Source organism: Petrimonas sulfuriphila, from assembly GCA_038561985.1.
Taxonomy (GTDB): domain Bacteria; phylum Bacteroidota; class Bacteroidia; order Bacteroidales; family Dysgonomonadaceae; genus Petrimonas; species Petrimonas sulfuriphila.
This window is the reverse complement of the sequence record CP073276.1, coordinates 3,563,644-3,582,874: the sequence shown is the minus strand read 5'-3', so window position 1 is coordinate 3,582,874 and position 19,231 is coordinate 3,563,644. Positions and strand designations below refer to the sequence as shown.

17 protein-coding genes are annotated in these 19,231 nt (G+C 34.2%); all 17 read left to right on the top strand.

The window, feature by feature from the left end; all coding sequences use genetic code 11:
- The first annotated feature begins 29 nt into the window (after positions 1-29).
- The 17 genes from KCV26_15205 to KCV26_15125 all read left to right on the top strand — a co-directional run bounded on the left by KCV26_15205 (position 30) and on the right by KCV26_15125 (position 19,182).
- A complete protein-coding gene (locus KCV26_15205; protein ID WZX36621.1) occupies positions 30-275 on the top strand; it encodes a hypothetical protein in 246 nt (81 codons plus the stop codon).
- A 56-nt stretch (positions 276-331) separates the two neighbouring features.
- Positions 332-1,339, top strand: coding sequence for a hypothetical protein (locus KCV26_15200; GenBank protein ID WZX36620.1), 1,008 nt, complete (start codon positions 332-334; stop codon positions 1,337-1,339).
- Positions 1,340-1,351: 12 nt separating this feature from the next.
- Positions 1,352-1,768, top strand: coding sequence for a hypothetical protein (locus KCV26_15195; protein ID WZX36619.1), 417 nt, complete (start codon positions 1,352-1,354; stop codon positions 1,766-1,768).
- A 528-nt stretch (positions 1,769-2,296) separates the two neighbouring features.
- Positions 2,297-3,304: a hypothetical protein gene (locus KCV26_15190; GenBank protein ID WZX36618.1), complete on the top strand. Its 1,008-nt coding sequence runs from the start codon at positions 2,297-2,299 to the stop codon at positions 3,302-3,304.
- A 106-nt stretch (positions 3,305-3,410) separates the two neighbouring features.
- Positions 3,411-3,704: an NVEALA domain-containing protein gene (locus tag KCV26_15185; GenBank protein WZX36617.1), complete on the top strand. Its 294-nt coding sequence runs from the start codon at positions 3,411-3,413 to the stop codon at positions 3,702-3,704.
- Between the two features lie 80 nt (positions 3,705-3,784).
- The gene (locus KCV26_15180; protein ID WZX36616.1) at positions 3,785-4,774 is read left to right on the top strand and encodes a hypothetical protein; all 990 of its coding nucleotides are present in this window, start codon (positions 3,785-3,787) and stop codon (positions 4,772-4,774) included.
- A gap of 141 nt (positions 4,775-4,915) precedes the next feature.
- Positions 4,916-6,949, top strand: a complete 2,034-nt coding sequence (locus KCV26_15175) for a hypothetical protein (GenBank protein ID WZX36615.1) — start codon at positions 4,916-4,918, stop codon at positions 6,947-6,949.
- Positions 6,950-8,617 carry an O-antigen ligase family protein gene (locus KCV26_15170; protein ID WZX36614.1) on the top strand — a complete coding sequence of 556 codons (1,668 nt, stop codon included), beginning with the start codon at positions 6,950-6,952 and terminating at the stop codon, positions 8,615-8,617.
- Positions 8,607-9,497 (top strand): signal peptidase I, encoded by an 891-nt coding sequence (gene lepB, locus KCV26_15165; GenBank protein WZX36613.1) that lies wholly within the window; start codon positions 8,607-8,609, stop codon positions 9,495-9,497. Before KCV26_15170 ends, lepB begins: the two co-directional genes overlap by 11 nt.
- Before the next feature lie 348 nt (positions 9,498-9,845).
- On the top strand, positions 9,846-10,109 hold the full coding sequence (locus KCV26_15160; GenBank protein ID WZX36612.1) for an NVEALA domain-containing protein: 264 nt from the start codon (positions 9,846-9,848) through the stop codon (positions 10,107-10,109).
- A gap of 70 nt (positions 10,110-10,179) precedes the next feature.
- The gene (locus KCV26_15155) at positions 10,180-11,190 is read left to right on the top strand and encodes a hypothetical protein (GenBank protein WZX36611.1); all 1,011 of its coding nucleotides are present in this window, start codon (positions 10,180-10,182) and stop codon (positions 11,188-11,190) included.
- A gap of 340 nt (positions 11,191-11,530) precedes the next feature.
- Positions 11,531-12,532, top strand: coding sequence for a hypothetical protein (locus KCV26_15150; protein ID WZX36610.1), 1,002 nt, complete (start codon positions 11,531-11,533; stop codon positions 12,530-12,532).
- A 536-nt stretch (positions 12,533-13,068) separates the two neighbouring features.
- On the top strand, positions 13,069-14,169 hold the full coding sequence (locus tag KCV26_15145) for a 6-bladed beta-propeller (GenBank protein WZX36609.1): 1,101 nt from the start codon (positions 13,069-13,071) through the stop codon (positions 14,167-14,169).
- 349 nt (positions 14,170-14,518) lie between these two features.
- Positions 14,519-14,821, top strand: a complete 303-nt coding sequence (locus KCV26_15140) for a hypothetical protein (protein WZX36608.1) — start codon at positions 14,519-14,521, stop codon at positions 14,819-14,821.
- Between the two features lie 72 nt (positions 14,822-14,893).
- Positions 14,894-16,024, top strand: a complete 1,131-nt coding sequence (locus tag KCV26_15135) for a 6-bladed beta-propeller (protein ID WZX36607.1) — start codon at positions 14,894-14,896, stop codon at positions 16,022-16,024.
- Positions 16,025-16,700: 676 nt separating this feature from the next.
- Positions 16,701-17,915 (top strand): 6-bladed beta-propeller, encoded by a 1,215-nt coding sequence (locus tag KCV26_15130; protein ID WZX36606.1) that lies wholly within the window; start codon positions 16,701-16,703, stop codon positions 17,913-17,915.
- Positions 17,916-18,060: 145 nt separating this feature from the next.
- Positions 18,061-19,182, top strand: coding sequence for a 6-bladed beta-propeller (locus tag KCV26_15125; protein WZX36605.1), 1,122 nt, complete (start codon positions 18,061-18,063; stop codon positions 19,180-19,182).
- Positions 19,183-19,231: the final 49 nt, after the last annotated feature.

The following is a 19,231-nucleotide window of genomic DNA, read 5'->3' as shown; positions in this document are numbered from 1 at the left end:
ATTTATTAATTAACTAAACTTTTATTCGTATGAGGAAGAAAATTCTTTCGGGCGTATTCGCCCTCGCACTCCTGGCAACCGCAGGTTTGGGAGTGCACAAAAGTATGAAAAGCGACACCAATTTGAATGATTTGGCGTTGGCAAATGTGGAGGCATTGGCATATGGAGAAGGGAGTCCTAATCTTGAATGTTCTACACTTTGTTCCGATGAATGGTGTGGAACTGTCGTTATAGATGGACACTATTTTTACCTGCAACACTGTGTATTCGTCTAATTATCAGCATTGTCATTCTCTGAGTGACAATGCTTTTACTCAAAAGCAGAAAATGTATGAAGACAGGACAACTTATAATAATCCTATTTTTTATTTTACCGATAAACTGTACCAGGCAGAGTAAGAATCTTTTTTTATCTGATATTAAATCTGTTTCGGGAGAACTTATAGATGTTGATTGTCTGATTGGTAAACCATATAGGTTAATTTCATATGACACGTTGCTATTTATTTGTGACCCATATGATTCGAAGACAATAACCGTCCTGGATGTGAGAAGCAATCGATGCATCGATAGGATATTACAGACAGGAAGTGGTCCAGGTGAAGTTTCGGGATCGCTAAGATTTTCCTTATCTTCTATTCATAACAAATTATATGTATTTCAGATACAATCCGGTATCTTTAACACTTACGATATTTTGGGTAAATCATTAACATTAGCAGAGTCTGTTCATATCAAAGAACGTCCGGCTAATGTTGTTGCAACAGAAAGAGCGTTGGTGGGTATCGGACCCTTTGAAGAAGGACGATATCACATTTATGATAGAGAGGGTAATTTAATGAACCATGCAGGCATGTATCCTTCAGAAGAAAAGGCTCAGAATGCTCATGCTCGCTTCTTTTTGCATCAGGGGAATCTGTGTTCACAGCCTGGGGGAATGTATTTTGCTCTGGGAAGTAGCTATTCCGATAACTTGGAATTTTATAAAATCAAGGACGAAAAAACAGAGCTATTGAAAAAATACGGAACAGGAAATAAAGTCCAAGCACGATTCGATAATACGCTTCAACTTGATGATAATTGTTTATTGGGCTATAAAAGCTCTTACGCCACCGATCAGTATTGCTATATGCTCTATTCCGGAAAAACCTTTGTGGAAAATAATCGCAGAGTATCATGGGGAAAAAATATTTTCGTATTCGAATGGAATGGTAACTTCGTAAAATCTTTTCGTTTGAGCCATGAAGTACTTGCTTTTGCCATTGATGAATTCAACGGGATAATCTACGGCATTGTTTTACACGAAGGCGAAGCTGCCATTATGAAATTTAAAACTTAAAAAGACATAAAGATGAAACGATTTGCATTAATTTTTACTTTGATGTTAGCATGCTGCATTCCTGTGAAACTATATGCTTTCAAACATGACCAAGATTCGACCGTTATTTCCGTTAAAAAGAATTTCGACAAGAAAATTCCTAAATCCACGAAAAAAACAAAGACAACTCTATCGGATGCATCGGGTAATGATTTGACGCACAATATTAAAAAAGTTTTTCTTAACGGTAAGATAATACAAATTCATAATACTGACTCAATAAAGGCGAAAGACATTAAAAGTATTACAACAAAGCAAGTTGAAAACGGAGATATTTGGTTGTACATTGAAACGAATGAAGCTAAGCTTAATAGCGCTAACAGTAAGACGGATACCACCCTATTAAGAACAAAAACAGAAAGAAAATATGGAATAAAGTTTTATTTATAGGGAATGCACTAGCCTTATAAAAAACAGAATTGAAACAGAATCTTAACAATTTATTCTTAGCTGAGCAACTATTTCTGTTTACTTGCTGGTTAAATTTCTGAGTGAAGTGTATTCAATTGAAACAATTTTTTGTAAAATTGATCAACAATGGACTTAGGTAATATATTGCATTCCAGTAAATTATAAAAAATGAGTTATAAATGAGCCAAAAAGAATGTTTATAACAAGATGTTGAGATAGATTTGTTATTGCATTAAGTCTATTAAATTCGTTAGTATGAAGAAGAAAATTCTTTCGGGCCTTTTCGCTCTTGCATGGTATCCGGCTCAATATTGTCACTACTATGTAACATATCCAGATGGTAGTGGCACGGGATGGTCTCATTGGAACATGAAAAATAGATAAAAGGAGGTAAGCACATAGGTAATTGGGTATCAAGTCTATTTATGGGCTTACAAACCGTCTTACTTATGTGCTTATTATTTATCCCTATTGTTTGAAGATTCAACTGTACAATAAAATTATAATATGAGAAAAATATATATATTTTTACTATTGTTATTGATTACGGCTTGTAAGAATCAAAGTGATACAAAAGTGATATCATTACCTCATCCGAAGGTTGTTACGCCTGAAGTGTTACCTGATGAACTTATTATGCAACCACCTCTTGAGATAAAGTCATACGGAGATTATCTGTTATTTACACAACCAATGATGGGTAAGTCGCTTTTATTTTATAACAGAAAAACAGCTCATCAATTTTACTGGGGGGAAATCGGGAGTGGTCCTGATGATTTTATGTCGGCGTCTTGCATTTATCATAACTATAATGACAGCGTGATAGAAATCTATGATACGAATTTGCGAAAAATGGTATCTTTTAAAACACATATCGAAAACGATTCAATTTCCTTAGTCTCTAAAGAGAGATTTCAAGTTAATACGGATTCAATTTCAACTTTAGGACTTCATAAGATGAATAATGGGTACTATGTGAGCCAGGCGTTATTTGGGCACGAGAATATGTTTGTTCTGTTTGATAAAGATTTGAAAATCCTTAAAACTTTTGGAGAAAGACCGATTAGAGAAATGCCTGACGAAAATTATTCATATTTATACGGATGGTTTGCCTCCATAGGCAACAAATTGTATTTTGCATCCCAGCCTACCGGATATTTAGTTTGTTATGAGATAACTGATAAAGGCAACGTCAAAAAAGAGTGGGATGCATTTTTTACTACCCCAAAATATGAAACACGTCCTGCTTTTAACTGGGCAAGGGATAATCAGCAAGGTTTTTACGATATTCAATTGAATGATAAGTATCTTTTTCTTTCATTTAGCGGTAAAACTTTTGAAACAAATGACGTTTATCCCGAAAGTATCGTTATACTCAACCACAACGGCGAATTACAGAAACATATTAAGCTTGATGAAAACCATATATTACTGAAATTTACTTTGGTGGGGGACAGCATTTATGCTGTTGGGCTTGATCAAATGATTAAGTTTAACTGGAAGAAAGAATTATAACGAATGGAAAAATTTCTTTTGATTCTCAAACTTAAAGAAATGTAGAATAAAAAAAGCCTTCTAAAAAAGAGGCAGAAATCAATAGTTTTAAACAATTTTTAAAGGAATGAAGAAGAAAATTCTTTCGGGCCTGTTCGTCCTCGCACTCCTTGCAACCGCAGGTTTCGGAATGTACAAAAGTTTGAACGGAAATGTCAATTTAAGTGATTTGGCGTTGGCAAATGTGGAAGCTTTGGCGCAAGATGAAAGTGGTGGAGGATCAACGTGTTCTGTAAAAATCACTTGTTTAGATGGTGCTGAAATTTCTTGTTCGGGAAGCTCTTGTCGGTATACAAGAGATGAGAGCCATACAATTGGTTATGTATGTTGTGACGATAATTATACATATTGCCAAGGCTAAGTTTAACAAAAGAGTGTCCAACATGCATTAATATAGACTTATAATAATACATTTGGACACTTCTTCAAAATTCAATTCCAATGATCAACTATTTATCTAAAAAACCGGTATTCTTTATATTATTTATCATTTTCATTTGTTCTTGTAAAAAATACAATGCTGATTTTAAAATTATTTCCTGCGTTTTGGAAAGCAGTATGGATGTTCTTCCGGATTCAACTTTCATGTCAGACGCAATAAAAATGCAAATTACAGAAAATCATATTTATTTCTTGGAAAGAACAAGCCGTCAACTAATAAAGCTAAACACAGATTTTAGTATAAATACAAGAATTGGTGAATGGGGAATAGGACCACACGATTTAACGGAACCACGAAATTTTTTTCTTGTTAATGACAGTGTGTATATCATGGATATAGGTAGCAAATCCATAAAATGTTTTTTAGCCGACAATAACTATATCTATAGCTTTAATACGGAAGTATTCTCTGAACAGAGAATATTTACCCATAATAATTTTCTGTATATGGGTTCATATAATAGGGATTTAAAAACCAGTATTTCACTTTTAAATCTCACAAATAAAAAAGACATAAGTTCATTTGGAGAATCATTTGATTTTAATCATTCTCTCCAAAATATTATAAAAAATAAAAGAGACTTATTAAAAGATCATGAATATTTCTATGCCGTATCTGATAATCAACCAATAATAGAGAAGTATGACCTTATTAACAAGGAAAAACTTGAATCATTTAATTACTCTTTTATTCCGATAATTCAGAAAAATATAGAATTCATTAATTCAAAGCCTGATAGTCCTAATTCTTATACAGCTTTTGTAAGGGAATCCTATATAGACAATGGTGAATTATATCTTCTTATTTCCACTCAAGGAGATAAGTTTCTGGCGAACACTATACTACGAATTAAATTACGCCCAAATTTTGAGCTAAATACAATTTATCACTTACCTGGAAATATATATTCGACTTTTTGCATAGAGAATGATACATTTTATGCTTTTAATAGTGAAACTGCATCAATTGAAAAAATAAGACAAAACTAAAAATGAAACATTACCATTTGAACAAATAGTCAGCCGCGGTTGTGGCCTCGTCATACAAAAGAAATGGTTTGTACGTTCTTAGCTAATGAGTTGGAATAAATTTGCCCCGGAAAACAAAGAGAGAAATAATAATCAGCAGATATGGGAGTAAAATTTCAATTAAGAAAATGTCGGCATAAGTTTTGGATTTGTGTACTGGCAACTTTGATTACAATTACTTCTTGTAATCAAAAGGAGAACAAGCTATTGCATCAAGCCTTAAAATTATCCGGCACAAACAGGCCTGAATTGGAAAAGGTTTTTAACCATTATAAGGACGATACGTTAAAGCTTAAAGCCGCCAGATTCCTTATAACAAATATGTACGGGTCTTTTTCTCAAAATAAGGAGATATTAAATTTATGCGCTCCATTCTATGAGGAATATAATGCATTAGCGAAGGAATACAATTATACCATGAACGCCGACAGAGGACAAAAAATCGACAGCCTTTGGAACGCTTTTTCTACCCGAAATCCTCAATTACGCAGCCTGCCTTTCCAATTGGATTTGGAAACCATCTCGGCTAAACAATTAATTTCCGAGATTGACTTGGCTTTTAGTGCGTGGCAAGAGAATGTATATACAAAAAATTGTAGCTTCGATGAGTTTTGTGAATATATCCTTCCTTACAGACGAGTGAACGGTTTGGTAATTGATAGCGCAAGGACAAGGTTCCATGACAGACACAAAAGGCGATATTTCACTCAGCCCGGAAAAGATATGATAGACGAAGCCGATTCGTTACTGTATCAATACCGGCACATCACATATTCGAGATCTTGGGGCATACAAGTTCCTATTTTAAATGCATCGACCTTGGAGTGTCTTCGCCACGGTTTATGTACGAATCGCTGTTGGTATAATTCTTTATTATTTTCATCGTTGGGTATGGCCATTGCTATTGATTTTGTTCCGGCATGGGGTAACAGGTACAACGATCATTCATGGAATGTGTTAATCAAAGACGGTGAGTCATTTGCATTCGAGCCTTTTTGGGATCAGGACAGGTGGAAATATAAACGAATTTATAACAATAAAACATTTGATTATATTTATGGGCGTTTCAGAGCACCTAAGATATACAGGCACACTTTCAAAAATTATTTTGATGGTCCAATTACCGATACTAGAGTGGATATTGAAGATATTCCCCCACTTTTCAGAAATTTCAAGAAAAAGGATGTTTCTCATGAATATTTTGATACTGCAAATGTCTCTGTTCCATTATCAAATCTTTCTGAAAATGTTTACTACGCTTATCTATGTGTTTGGAGTGCAAACGGTTGGCGTCCAGTACAGTGGGGGCGGATTAAGAAAAACAAAGCTGTTTTTAAAGGGATGGGAAAGGATATCGTTTATTTACCTTGTTATTATATAAATAAATCTCTCAATCCTGCCGGGGAACCATTTTTATTAAATGAATCCGGTGAAATTGAATATTTTAATTCAGATCTTAAGGATACTGAGGATTTGTGTATTAAACATTATGGTTCACAATCACTCCTGAGCAATCTATCTAACCATCTAATTATCAGCGGGACTGTGGTGAAAGGAAGTTGTGACCGATCGTTTAAGAAATCAGACACCCTATGTGTTTTTCCCGATTCAGTGGAGATATATGGTGATAAGATAGGTTCATACTCAAATAGAACAGTCAGATATATTCGTTTGTCTTTACCCAGTAAAACCATGGCTTATAGTGATTTGTCCTTCTTTCAAAGAGATAGTGAAAAAAAAGAGAAAAAAATTAATCACGTAAAGTTAGTTCACCCTCTTGATTCTATAGAAAACGGAGAACAAGTTTCTTATATTTTTGATGAATATAAGTCTACAGGATATATTAAGGTGTTAAATAAGAATTTCATCGATATTGACTTAGGGGCAGAATATTGTATCTCAAGTGTGGATTTTACACCTTATATTGACTCCGGATTGAAAAAAGAGTTTGAGTTTGAGTTATTTTATTGGAATAATGGATGGCAATCCATTCAAAAGCAAATGGGGACTGGCAAACATATGATATACAAGGATGTTCCGAAAAATGCTCTGTTTATCCTATTACATCAGGATAAAAATAATAGGCAGGGTTCACGGCTTTTTATTTACAGGGATAAAGAGATTTTATGGTATTAAATGAATGCAATAAATCCAAATAAGCGTTTAATAAATACTAATATCGATATATTTATCGATCTGATAGTTTTTTCCTTTATTGTAGTGATAGCCGTCAACTACGACTATCAGGGACATCTTGCACCTGTATCATTATATACTGTCTTTCTATTGGGTATATTGTGGTGCATTTGTCGTGTGTGCTTTTTTTTGTTTCCTGTTTTCTCAAAGCAAGTAACCTATGCTATTATCATATTGGGTTTAGTGGAAGGTGTTTGGGGTTTGGGACAACTCTATAACTTACTGCCTTCTAGCCACTTTGTGTTCAAAACCACCGGCTCGTTTTTCAATCCAGGTCCTTACGGCGGGTTTATCGCCCTGATTTTTCCGCTGACGTTACACTTTTGGCTCGTTTTCAGGCACAAAAACAAGATTTTAGAACATGTTTTTCTTGCTGTCGGTATAATTCTTCTGTCGGTATTTCCCGCCACATTGAGTCGTACGGCATGGATTGCGGCAATTATTGGGTGTATATTGGTACTGTTTTTTGATACTAATGCAATTGCGAAGTTAAGAAACATCGAAAAACGAAATCCGCCAAGAGTTATTTTGGCTACGGCTATAATGATCGTCCTGTTTATCGGAGGGATTTACGGCATTTTCCACCTAAAAAAAAACTCCGCCAACGGTCGTCTGTTTATGTGGAAAATTACCGCGTTGGCAATCAAAGAATCGCCGGCGAAAGGTGTGGGCTTGGGCGGTTTTCCCGCCGCTTATGCACAGGCACAAATGGATTACTTTAAAAGCGGAATAGGTTCCGAAACCGAAAAGTTGGTTGCCGGAAGTCCCGAATATGCTTTTAACGAATACTTGCGAATATTTCTCGAACAGGGCGTTTTGGGCGGCATCCTGTTCTTGCTCCTCACCGTTTTCATCATTCGAAGTGGCATACGAAACAAACAAATCGGTGCTTCCGGAAGTTTTTTAACATTATCCGTTTTTGCCTTTGCCTCTTATCCCTATTATTTATGGGAATTTCTGGTAATGTGGGTACTGCTTGGCTCGGTTTGCGTTTCAAAAACAGAGAAAGCTCATCGAAAGAAAAAAACAAAGCGAAACATTTATAATTCTATTTTATTTTTAATTGTACTCTTTGCCTGTACGCTGCTTTGTCTGAAACAACTGCAACTCTATAGCCAAGCAAAAAAAGAGTGGACCAAAATCCGTCCTCTCTATAATATGCGCTCATACCAAAGTGTGATGGATGGGTATGCCCAGCTTTATCCAAGGTTAAATCACGACCAAAAATTTGTTTTTGAATATGCTGTCGCGCTTAATGCTATGCAGGAATACGGAAAAGCCGACAGCATACTCGCACGTGGTCTTCAATTGAGTTGCGACCCGATGTTTTACAACGTGAAAGGACGCAATTACCACGAAATGAAAAAATACAAGGAAGCCGAGACGTGCTATTTAAACTCGACATATTTGCTGCCCGAAAGAATTTATCCCTATTACCTGCTCACGAAGCTCTATGCCGATTCCGCCAACTATCAACCGCAAAAAATGAAACGGGCGGCTCATGCGGTTCTGGAAAAAGAACCCAAGGTACACTCGACGGCCATCAATGAGATGCGCGATGAAGTAAAGAAAATATTGAAAAGCAAGGAAATTGAAGATGAAAAGTGAACAACGAAATGTAATAAAAAGAATCGGCAATATCGGGCTGAATATCTTCTACTACAGCTCAATTCTGGTGTTTGGTTTCATCCTGCTGCGCGTATTCGTTTTCGGTTCGTACAGAATCCCCACCGATTCGATGGAGCCGGCAATCATCCCCGGCGATTATGTGCTGGTAAACAAACTGGCGTATGGCGCCCGGTTGTTCGACCTGTTCGATGCCGTGGAAGGGAAAAAGGTAAACATCCGGCGTGCGCCCGGCTATACCCGCATTAAAAACAACGATGTGGTTGTCTTCCATATTCCCCATCCCGATACTTGGGACAGGATCGAAATGGATATGTCAAAATACTTCATCAAACGCTGTATCGGAGTTCCCGGCGACACGCTCCGGATAATTAACGGGTTTTACGTGATAAATGCCGATACGGGCAAAAGATACGGGAACATCGCGGCGGAGCGACAATTGAGCCGAACAACAAAAGAACAATTGCCCGACGGCGTATTTCATGCCTTCCCGTGGGACAGCACGCTCGACTGGAACATCAAGGATTTCGGGCCGCTGTACATCCCCCGGAAAGGAGACAAGATAGTGTTGGACAGGACAAACAGCCTTTTATACAAGAAAATAATCGAGTGGGAGAAAGGTTATCCGCTTACCCTCGGCAAAGATACGTTGTGGGACAATGCTACTCCTCTTCCATCGTACATTTTCTCACATAATTATTTTTTTATGGGCGGAGACAAGGTCGAGAACTCGCAAGATTCCCGTTATTGGGGCTTGCTCCCCGATGATCTGATTGTGGGAAAGGCTTCCTTTATCTGGAAATCCGAAGAGCCGTATTCCCGTAAAATCCGGTGGAACAGAGTATTCAAAAAGATAGAATAATCCCAATCATCCCCTGAAAACAGAATTGAAACAGAATCTTAACACTTTATTTTCAGGAGGATGAGTTTTTATTCTGTTAATTTGCACTTGCTTTGTTTGTGCCCGATAAAGAGAACAACAATACATGCTGCTCATTACATGGAAATTAAGCGAAATGAGTTATAAATGAGTTATGATTTATTGCCGATTCTTTATGAAATTCTATTTTTGCCCTTTACGAACACATAAAAAAGGAGGTAGCAGACAACGAAGAAAAAAGCAGACAAACATTACAAGCTACGGGGTTGAGCCATTGAAAGGATAGATATGGCACAACAACAGTTTTTATAAATCAAAAAAGACGTTATTATGACTAAAAAAACAATTTTAAGCGGTATTTTCGCAATTGCATTGGTGGCGGTTGCAGGAATGGGAATCAATCGAAGTGTGAACAACGATGCGAATCTTTCGGATTTTGCGTTGGTTAATGTTGAGGCATTAGCACAAGCTGAAACAGGAGATGAGTTTACTCAAAAGACTGACTGTATTGCTTGTCAAAGAGATCACAGTTGTCTTGGTAAAGATGGCCAAACATATTCATGGGCACATCATAAAAATGATCCAAGTCATTAATAAAAATGAAAAGTACAGAGGAAAGTTTCTCTGTACTTACTTTTTAATTTAAGAATTATTTATTATTATTATGAAATATAAATATGTTTATTTAATAGCCTTTATTGGCTGTTTCTTAAACTGTACTTCGAAGAAAGAAGTACACAGAGAATCCGTTGTTTATAAAACAGTTACAGATAGTATTTACACTAGAATGCCTGGGGTTTTGTTGAAATTTGGGAACTATAGTGTTTGGCAAGATCCATTTGGAGTGGATGGGTTTATTCATGTAATTGATACTAAGACGAACAAAGAAATAGGCGTGATGGGAAAAATTGGTCAGGGTCCGCATGAGTTCAATACACCTGCTATTCAAAGAGGGACAGGAAATTCTATTTTAGTCTTTGATTTAAACAGTCAAAAACAGGGAATATTTTCCATAGATAGTTTGAAATTAGATAAAAATTATTATACGCCATTGCCAAAATCGAATAACCATAGAGTAACACGTAAAATACAACTTGATGATAATTCTATATTATCATTATTACCAGGCAACTCTATGCCATTTGTTCTTGAAAATAATGATTCATCAAGAAAGGAGTTTGGTGTTTTTCCAATAAACGAACAAATCAATAATGGCTATAATATATTTCAAGGAGCAATTGGTTATAACAAAGATAAAAAGTTATTAATATATTCATTAATGAATTTTTTTTCATTAAACATTTATGAAAGAAGTGATGGAAATGATTTTACATTGAAAAACACTATAATGCCTAATATAAATTATAAAATTACAAAATCTGAATTAGTTTTAGATAAAAATACTCAAATAGGTCCTGCAGAAATGACATTGACAAAAGATTATATTGTTACAATTCAACGTGATTATGAAAAAGACAATACAGAAGAATCATCTGTTGGTATGGATTTTTCAAAAAACCCCACAACGATCTTCCTATATGATTATGATGGGAACTTAATAAAGATTGTAGATGTAGGAATACCACTTCTTCGAATTGCTGGAGAAATCAACAACAATGAACTTTTTGCAATAGGTATTGATAATGAGTTTGTTATAATTGCGTTTGGGATATAAATTTAAAACATCAATACAGATATTGCTAACTCCTTATGAAATTCTATTTTTGCCCTTTACGAACACATAAAAAAGAGGTAGCAGACAAAGAAGAAAAAAGCGACAAACATCACAAGCTACGGGCTTGAGCCATTGAAAGGATAGATATGGCACAACAACAGTTTTTATAAATCAAAAAAGACGTTATTATGACTAAAAAAACAATTTTAAGCAGTATATTCGCAATTGCATTGGTAATATGATACTCCCGAAAAACCAGACAAGCAATTAAGATATGATGGATAAAAGTATGAGGAAAATAATTTATATCATAATATTTCTTTGTTTATTCTCGTCTTGTGTGAATAAAAAAAAGAAAATAAATGAGATGTTTCAACAGAGTAGCTCTCTTGAACATAAAAAAATAATTGATGATAAGACTTATTTAATTGGAAGTGCAGGAAAAATGCTAATTGTTGATTCCATCTTAATTGCTCTTGATTATTCTGCTCAACCAATACTTCATCTGTTTGATATAAAAAACAATATATATATTAATGGTATGGGGGAAAAAGGACAAGGCCCAAATGAATTTTTACATCCTACATCTTTGATACATTCTTCAACTAATTCCTTTTTAATATATGACTTATTGGATAACACACTCAAGAAAATATGGTTGGATTCATTGATGGCAGGAAATGTTTTTTATGAAAAAATTATGAATTTCAATTCAATTTCCAATTCCTTTGTGTTTCCAACTGCATACGATAACTATATAGCTTTCGGATTATATGAGTCAAATATGTTTAAATTGATTGATCAGCATAATAACGATATAGGATATTTTGCTGATTTTCCGGTTAAAAGCAAAGAAGAAAAAAAAATAGATCATAGGAATATTGCCCTGGCTTATCAAGGGACATTAAATATTAGTCCAGACAAAAAGAAAATAGTATACGTATCTTATTACGGCACTATTATCGGAATTTACGATATTCAGAGTTCAGTAATTAATCAAAAATTTTTACTGGTGTGTGATTATCCAATGTACACCGTACAAAATGAAGGAAGTGGCATGTCTAGTCCAATTACCAAAGAGGGCATAAGCGCCTTTAGAGATGTTTATGTGACAGACAAATATATTTATTCTTTATATTCGGGTAACAAAATATCAGAATTAAGAGAAAGAGCATTTGAAGCTAAAGATATATATGTTTTTGATTGGGAAGGAAATCCTGTAGTACACTATCATTTAGACGTTCCTATTAACAATATTGCAGCCCTTCCAAATGATAAAAAAATATATGCAATATCTAACTTGCCAGACCCTACCCTGATAGAGTTTGAAATCGACTTGTAAAATAATAAATCAACCCATAGTGCATTTAGACTATGAGCGTTTTTTAGTTGTTTATATTTCTGTTTAAAAGTTTATTAATCATCTGAATAACAGTAACTGATGTTATTTTTGACAATATTCTTGTTTTATAGCCGTCAAAAGACTTGGCGTAGTTTCGACGGATCATAAATTGATCACACAATTGTGAAAAAAGTGTCTCAATACGTTTTCTTGTTCTTGTTAACAGATAGGCTGTTTTATATAATTTCGCTGATTTACTCTCATAGGAACTTCCAATCTGATAGATATTATTCGATGTGAATAGAAACTGTCTAAGGAAGGGGAGAAGTTTAATGATCTTTATTTTTACTAATATTATTTCAATGAAAGATCTTAAATACAAAATAGATGTAAACACCAATACAACTTTACCTTTCTACCTATCCAAAAGATAAACAAATATATCCCTGCATTTTAAAAATTAAGAATGGAAAGATAGATCAAATAAAATTTCAAACTCCAACAGAAGAATCATTAAAATTAATTTTGTGAATTAAATGAAAAAATTACCAATTATTTTATATATATTAGTATTTCTTATTCTATCATGTACTAAAAGCAATGATAAGGGAAATCTACAAACATTAAAAGTATACGAAAATATAGACAAACAGAAAAGATCTTTTTTAATGGATCAAATGGCAGGATACAAAGAGATAATTAAGCTTGAGACTACTGACAGTTCCTTAATTTCTAATGTTAATATAAAATTCACCACTCTCCAGTATATATGCTTATTAGATAATAATATGATCTTTTTCTTCGACCAAACCGGAAAATTTAAATTTAAAATAAATTCTAAGGGAGAGGGTCCGAACGAATATAATTCCATATCAAATGTTGTTTACAATTCAATTGACTCTACATTCTATATCCACGATATGTTTAAGAAAAAGATGTTGGAGTATCAACTTAATGGAAGATACCTCGGAGAAATTACAATTGACAATATAGGAAGTATTATAGATTTAGATAATAACTTTTATGTAGTCAGTTATTCACCTTATGCTAATAAGAGTAAATTAGTAGGTATTTTGGATCATTCTTTCAATATCATGAATGAATTCATTGGCACAAATTTTAATAATGAAAATTATGCTGACAGGGGATATATTTTAATTAATGATTTTATACAAAGCAATCATACTAAATGTATTAAACCGATCTCTTCGGATACCATTTATAAAATATACCCAAATAAAGTGCAACCTTACTTCTTTATTGAAAAAGGAAGGCTAGCCATCCCAATTGAAATACTTTCTGATGTTTCCCAAAACAATAAATTCAAGAATTATATAACCAACGATTATGGTTTAATAATCAACAATTTATATTTTATGACTTTTTATTATAATAATAAATTATATCAAGACATTTGGGATATTGAAACGAGCAAGTTGTTATATAGAAATATTGCTTCTTCGGTTAATGACAAATATGGCGCTCCTATACATTTAAATGATGAAATAATAAATGTATGGCCTATATTTGTAGACAGTCAATCAGTTTATTGCAAAATTGATGAACGAGATCAACTATTGTTAAAAACGAACATAGAAGAGAATGACATACTGCTGAAAATTAAAGTTGAAAAATAAACATATTTACTTATCTTATTCAGCGTAAGCAGATTGAATCCGTAAATTTTCTTATAAACCTTTTAATTATAGATACATATTTCTAACAACAACGCTTATATTTCGAATGAGACATTTCTATTATATTTTACTGATTTTCTTAGTGGTTTCAAGTTTATTGATTTGTAGTTACTTTCTCTGTGACCTATAGAACAAACAGCGACAATATATGTTGCTCATTATCTGTCAATTTAATGAAATGAGTTATAAGCAACAAACATTACAAGCTACGGGCTTGAGCTATTGAAAGGATAGATATGGCAAACTAATAAACGAATCAGGAAAAGTAATAATTTTAAAACTGAAATTCATGAAAAAGAAAATACTTTTTATATGTACGGCAGCACTATTTGTCTTGGCTGCTTTGAATTTGAAACTTGCATTTAATAACGGATTAGATGTTAACTTCTCTTTGGCTAGCATAGAAGCTCTTGCTCGTGGGGAGACTCTATATTGTTCAGTCTGTGGTGAACAGGTTGATGCCTGTCGGTGCTCACCTGCTATCACATGCGACTATGGACATTGTCTTGGGAAAGAATGTCATGAATTTACTGGTAATTTGATTTGTTCATGCAGAGCAAATGGAGATCCATTTTCTATTTGTCCATTATAATAACAATACAAAAAGATGTTCGGTGCCAATAACGTCGGACATCTTTTTAGAATTTTAATTTGATAAGCAATAATGAAGAAAGTATTCATACTCTTGATTGTGGTATTCTTCACAATGTGTAAGCAAAAGCCACAGACAGATGGTGCTATTTTTGTCGATCTGGACCGTCCGGAGAAAGTCTCTCTTTTCGATTATTTTCGTTCCATTGAATTAATTCCACTAGAAACGTCAAATGATGTGCTTCTTGTAGGTGTGAAAAAGATGCTAATTCATCAAGATAATTATTACATATTAGATCCAAAACAAAGCATAATTTTTGTTTTTGATAAATTTGGCAGATTTAAATCCAAAATAGATAACAAAGGACAAGGCAAGGGTGAATATTCTATGATACAAGATTTTACAATCAACCCTTTTTCAAGTAATCTTGAAGTATTGGAAGCTTACGGCAAGGTGCATGTTTATGATTTATTGGGGAATTATATCGAAACAAAAACAATTACTTTTCCCGGTTTTCGCGTTGTTCATACCATTGCTGCTATAGATGCACAGACTCATGTTTTTCATACAATGTTCGAACCTGAAAAAATTATTTATTTTAACCTTGACGAGCAAAAGTTGTTACATCAAGAATTTAAAGAAAATAGTCGTTTGGGTAGTTTTTCTAATAATCCATATCAGTACCGAGGAGATTGGTTTTTTTTTCGACCTGTTCATCCTATAGTATACCAAATGGGTAGTAGAAAACTTGAAGCCGCTTTTCGATTCGATTTTGGCACGTATACCAGGGAAGGAAAAACTGCTGTTTTCTCAAAAGAATCAGAAAGATCCCTATCTAAATGTGTAGAAGAATTATTCGATCAATTTCCTTACCTGATACACTCAGTAAGACATAACAGTAAATATGTATTTGCCTCGCTTTCAAGAATTGATTTGGATGACAAAGTAAATGTGATATACGACAGGGCGAGCAGAAAGTCAAAATATATTTCTGAATTTACCGAAAAAGTTCAATTTAACTCATATCGAGGCGAGGAGATAATTGTTACGGACGAATATGTTTTGATGCCCTGTCAATGGGTTGATTTAGAAAAACGTATCACAAAAGAGATGTTGGATGATAACCAAAAAGAAATTTTTGAAGAATTGTTGAAATCTGAAATGGAAGAAAATCCTATATTAATTAAATACTGGTTCAAATGAAAAATAAATCAAAGTCAATAATTTTATTATGTATTACAATATGTTTTTTGTTATTTAATGTCGGCTTATTGTTTTTAATCCAATTATATAAGACTGAGTTAAATAATGTGAAACACAGATTGGAACACTTGGAGAGCATCGAATTCATGTTTGATGAATCCAAGGGAATAACGATCAATAGGTTTAAATATGAACAATACAGTATAGGCAATTCACCAATTTATGTGGGATCAAATGACGGCAATATCATTCCTATTCTTTCTATTACGGATCAACCCAAATTGGTAGTAGGGTTAAATCAGAATATGTGTCGCCCATGTGTTGAAGCAGTTTTTAATGATGTAAAGGAGTTTTTTTCCTGATTTCGAAACCAATCCAAACATTTTATGTATTGCTGATATAGAACAACGTTTTAAAGAGAATTATTACGGTAAGGTGGTATTAGTTTTTACAAAAAAGATGATTTTCCTCTGTATGAAATAGGAACAAAACCATATTTTTTTATTCTTGATAAAGATTTATGTGTGAAAATGCTGTTTATTACTGATATAACAAGCCCTGAATTAACGAAGACGGTTCAAAACCGCCTTTTATGTCTCTCACCGAAGACAGTAATCCGGTATTGGTAAAAATAAAGTTGAAATAAGAACAGTTTTTACGTTAAAAGATCACCATAATGAGTAAAAAACAACTCTTCTTTCTGATAATTTCTGTCGCTTTTATTGCATGTACAGGCAGTAAGCACCGAGATCCTTTACAAGTTGTTGAAAACCCCATTCCCGTCATCGATTTGGAAAAGGCCGTTCAATCGCCCACTGAGCCGATGAAAATGAGTGATTTTATAGAAAGTATCGAATACATACGTCCGGAATATCCCGCTTCGCTCGTCGGCACCATTTTTGGAGTGTCGATAAACGATAAGTACCTGCTTCTGGAAGTTTCCGACCGATTGCTTTGTTATACCCGGCAAGGGAAATTCCTGCGCGAAATCGGGAAAAAAGGACAAGGCCCTACAGAGCATCTGGGCATTCGTTCTTCCACCCTGCTCGACACCGTCGTAGCCATCAACAGCAACTTCAACCGCAAAATACTTCGATATGATGTTCAAGGAAACTACCTGAGTTCATTGCCCGTTTCCGACGAAGTGTTCAAAATAAACATGTCCGATACCAATCGGTTTGTCATTAACCTGCATCACGGAATTGCCATGGATGACCCAAATCTTTTTGTAACCGGGATACTCAATGACAAAGGCGATACGGTGCAGTTGAAGAAATTGCAGCCGTATTATCCAAAAGGAATGGCGCACAGTCCCACGATATGGTGGTATGGGGACACGGTTTGCGTACACACTTGCGTAACCGACACCGTGTATTCCGTAAGCAAAAATACTATTACGCCAAGATACATCCTGCATCAGGGCAAATATAAAATCAACCGGGAAGCATTCAAAGACATTCGTCTGTTGGAAGCGGAAAGGAGTAATTTTATTGATGGATTAAGTTGCTGTGAAACCGATGGTTATCTGTTGGCGTCTTTTTCGTTGGATAAAAAACGTTGGTTGGTTTATTACGATAAACATTCGCACGAAACCAAATCTTGGACGCAATATCCCGATGAAGTGAGCAAATATGGGACACTTGTTGGTGGAGGTTGGGAAAACGATGTGGATGGTGGATACAAATTGTCGCAATTGAATGCTATCAATCCTGATTATATTGCTGTTAGCATTCTTCCCGCCAAGCTAAAAGAGGTTTATACTGAAAATAAAAAGAAGGGAATCAAAGTAAAATGCCCTAAACGCCAACAAGAGTTAGAAAAATTAGTCAATTTATTAAACGAAGACGAAAATCCGGTAATCATATTGTATAAATTGAAAGCTAAAATTTAATATTAATACGCATTTAAAAAACAAAGAATAAAAACATTACGATTTGTTCGTAGATTGTGAATTTAATTTTATCTTTGCATAATAATGCATAAAATGAAACACATTAAATTCAGAAATCGTGTAAACATATAGAAAGGAGTACAAAATGAAGAAGCATTATCCTATTTTCTTGATTTTTATTGCTAACATATTACCAATAAATGCACAAGTGAAAAATATTCCGTTGTATAAGAATCTTGCATACAAGGAAAATAAAATTAGCGAGTATGCTTCAGCTATCAAATACGTCCCTTTGGAAACAAAAAGAGAATGTCTTTTAAATGAGGAGCTACAGATTATCGCTACTTCTCAGTACATCTTTGTGCACGATTTTTTGGCAGATAAAGTATATCGATTCGATGTCAACTCCGGAAAGTTCTTAAACACCATTGGGAAGAAAGGACAAGGGCCGGGAGAATATAAAAAAATGTTTGGCATTTATGTGGATGATACAAGAAAAAAATGTTTCCTGATGGATTCCTATGCCGGTCAAACCTACGTGTATGATTTTGACGGCAAATTCGATTCTGTTTTTTCCGGCCCCTATGTCGCAAACAGAATGATAAAAACAAACAATAATTATTTAGTGAACAACATGCTGTATTTGCAGAGTAAAAACGAAATGTTTCTAATAAACGATAAGGGAAAGGTTTTGAGGAAAGCTACTCTTTCGGACAATAAAAAATACGGTATGCAACTTTGGGCGCCTTATTTCTTCAATCATAACGAAAAAATATATTACAAGAATTATATTTCGGATTACATTTATGCCATAGACAAGTCTTTAAATAAAAGTCCTGCATACTTTATCGACTGTGGCAAAAAAGCTGTAAATCCCCGTGAAGATCAATATCGATTAGATAAAGGCAGTGTTATAGAAAAAAGCACCATTGTAATCGGAGAAATAAAAGCATATAAAGATATTTTGTATATCCCTTATTGTACCGATAAACGCAGTTTTGCAGTGTATAATGTGAAAACCGAACGAATTTTTTCGCCCGGAAAAGGCGGAAAATCAGGTTTTACGGATGATATTACAAACGGTCCATTGATCGAAGTTCCCTATTCAAGTTATTTATTTGATTCGTGTGTACCAAACCAATTAGTTTCAGCGATATACTTATCTAAAATTGAAGATGAGAAATTTAAACCCGGGGCCTTCAAAAAAATAATGGATAAACTGGATATAGACAGCAATCCTATTGTTCGCATAATAACATTAAAATAGAAAATTCAAAATATTGATACTTAACGCTATTTTGCCAATAAATCTCTTT

What these genes read in the sequence shown, in the direction of transcription:
- KCV26_15205 (WZX36621.1), top strand. Translation starts at nt 30, where the DNA reads ATGAGGAAGAAAATTCTTTCGGGCGTATTCGCCCTCGCACTCCTGGCA.
- KCV26_15200 (WZX36620.1), top strand. Translation starts at nt 332, where the DNA reads ATGAAGACAGGACAACTTATAATAATCCTATTTTTTATTTTACCGATA.
- KCV26_15195 (WZX36619.1), top strand. Translation starts at nt 1,352, where the DNA reads ATGAAACGATTTGCATTAATTTTTACTTTGATGTTAGCATGCTGCATT.
- KCV26_15190 (WZX36618.1), top strand. Translation starts at nt 2,297, where the DNA reads ATGAGAAAAATATATATATTTTTACTATTGTTATTGATTACGGCTTGT.
- KCV26_15185 (WZX36617.1), top strand. Translation starts at nt 3,411, where the DNA reads ATGAAGAAGAAAATTCTTTCGGGCCTGTTCGTCCTCGCACTCCTTGCA.
- KCV26_15180 (WZX36616.1), top strand. Translation starts at nt 3,785, where the DNA reads ATGATCAACTATTTATCTAAAAAACCGGTATTCTTTATATTATTTATC.
- KCV26_15175 (WZX36615.1), top strand. Translation starts at nt 4,916, where the DNA reads ATGGGAGTAAAATTTCAATTAAGAAAATGTCGGCATAAGTTTTGGATT.
- KCV26_15170 (WZX36614.1), top strand. Translation starts at nt 6,950, where the DNA reads ATGAATGCAATAAATCCAAATAAGCGTTTAATAAATACTAATATCGAT.
- lepB (WZX36613.1), top strand. Translation starts at nt 8,607, where the DNA reads ATGAAAAGTGAACAACGAAATGTAATAAAAAGAATCGGCAATATCGGG.
- KCV26_15160 (WZX36612.1), top strand. Translation starts at nt 9,846, where the DNA reads ATGACTAAAAAAACAATTTTAAGCGGTATTTTCGCAATTGCATTGGTG.
- KCV26_15155 (WZX36611.1), top strand. Translation starts at nt 10,180, where the DNA reads ATGAAATATAAATATGTTTATTTAATAGCCTTTATTGGCTGTTTCTTA.
- KCV26_15145 (WZX36609.1), top strand. Translation starts at nt 13,069, where the DNA reads ATGAAAAAATTACCAATTATTTTATATATATTAGTATTTCTTATTCTA.
- KCV26_15140 (WZX36608.1), top strand. Translation starts at nt 14,519, where the DNA reads ATGAAAAAGAAAATACTTTTTATATGTACGGCAGCACTATTTGTCTTG.
- KCV26_15135 (WZX36607.1), top strand. Translation starts at nt 14,894, where the DNA reads ATGAAGAAAGTATTCATACTCTTGATTGTGGTATTCTTCACAATGTGT.
- KCV26_15130 (WZX36606.1), top strand. Translation starts at nt 16,701, where the DNA reads ATGAGTAAAAAACAACTCTTCTTTCTGATAATTTCTGTCGCTTTTATT.
- KCV26_15125 (WZX36605.1), top strand. Translation starts at nt 18,061, where the DNA reads ATGAAGAAGCATTATCCTATTTTCTTGATTTTTATTGCTAACATATTA.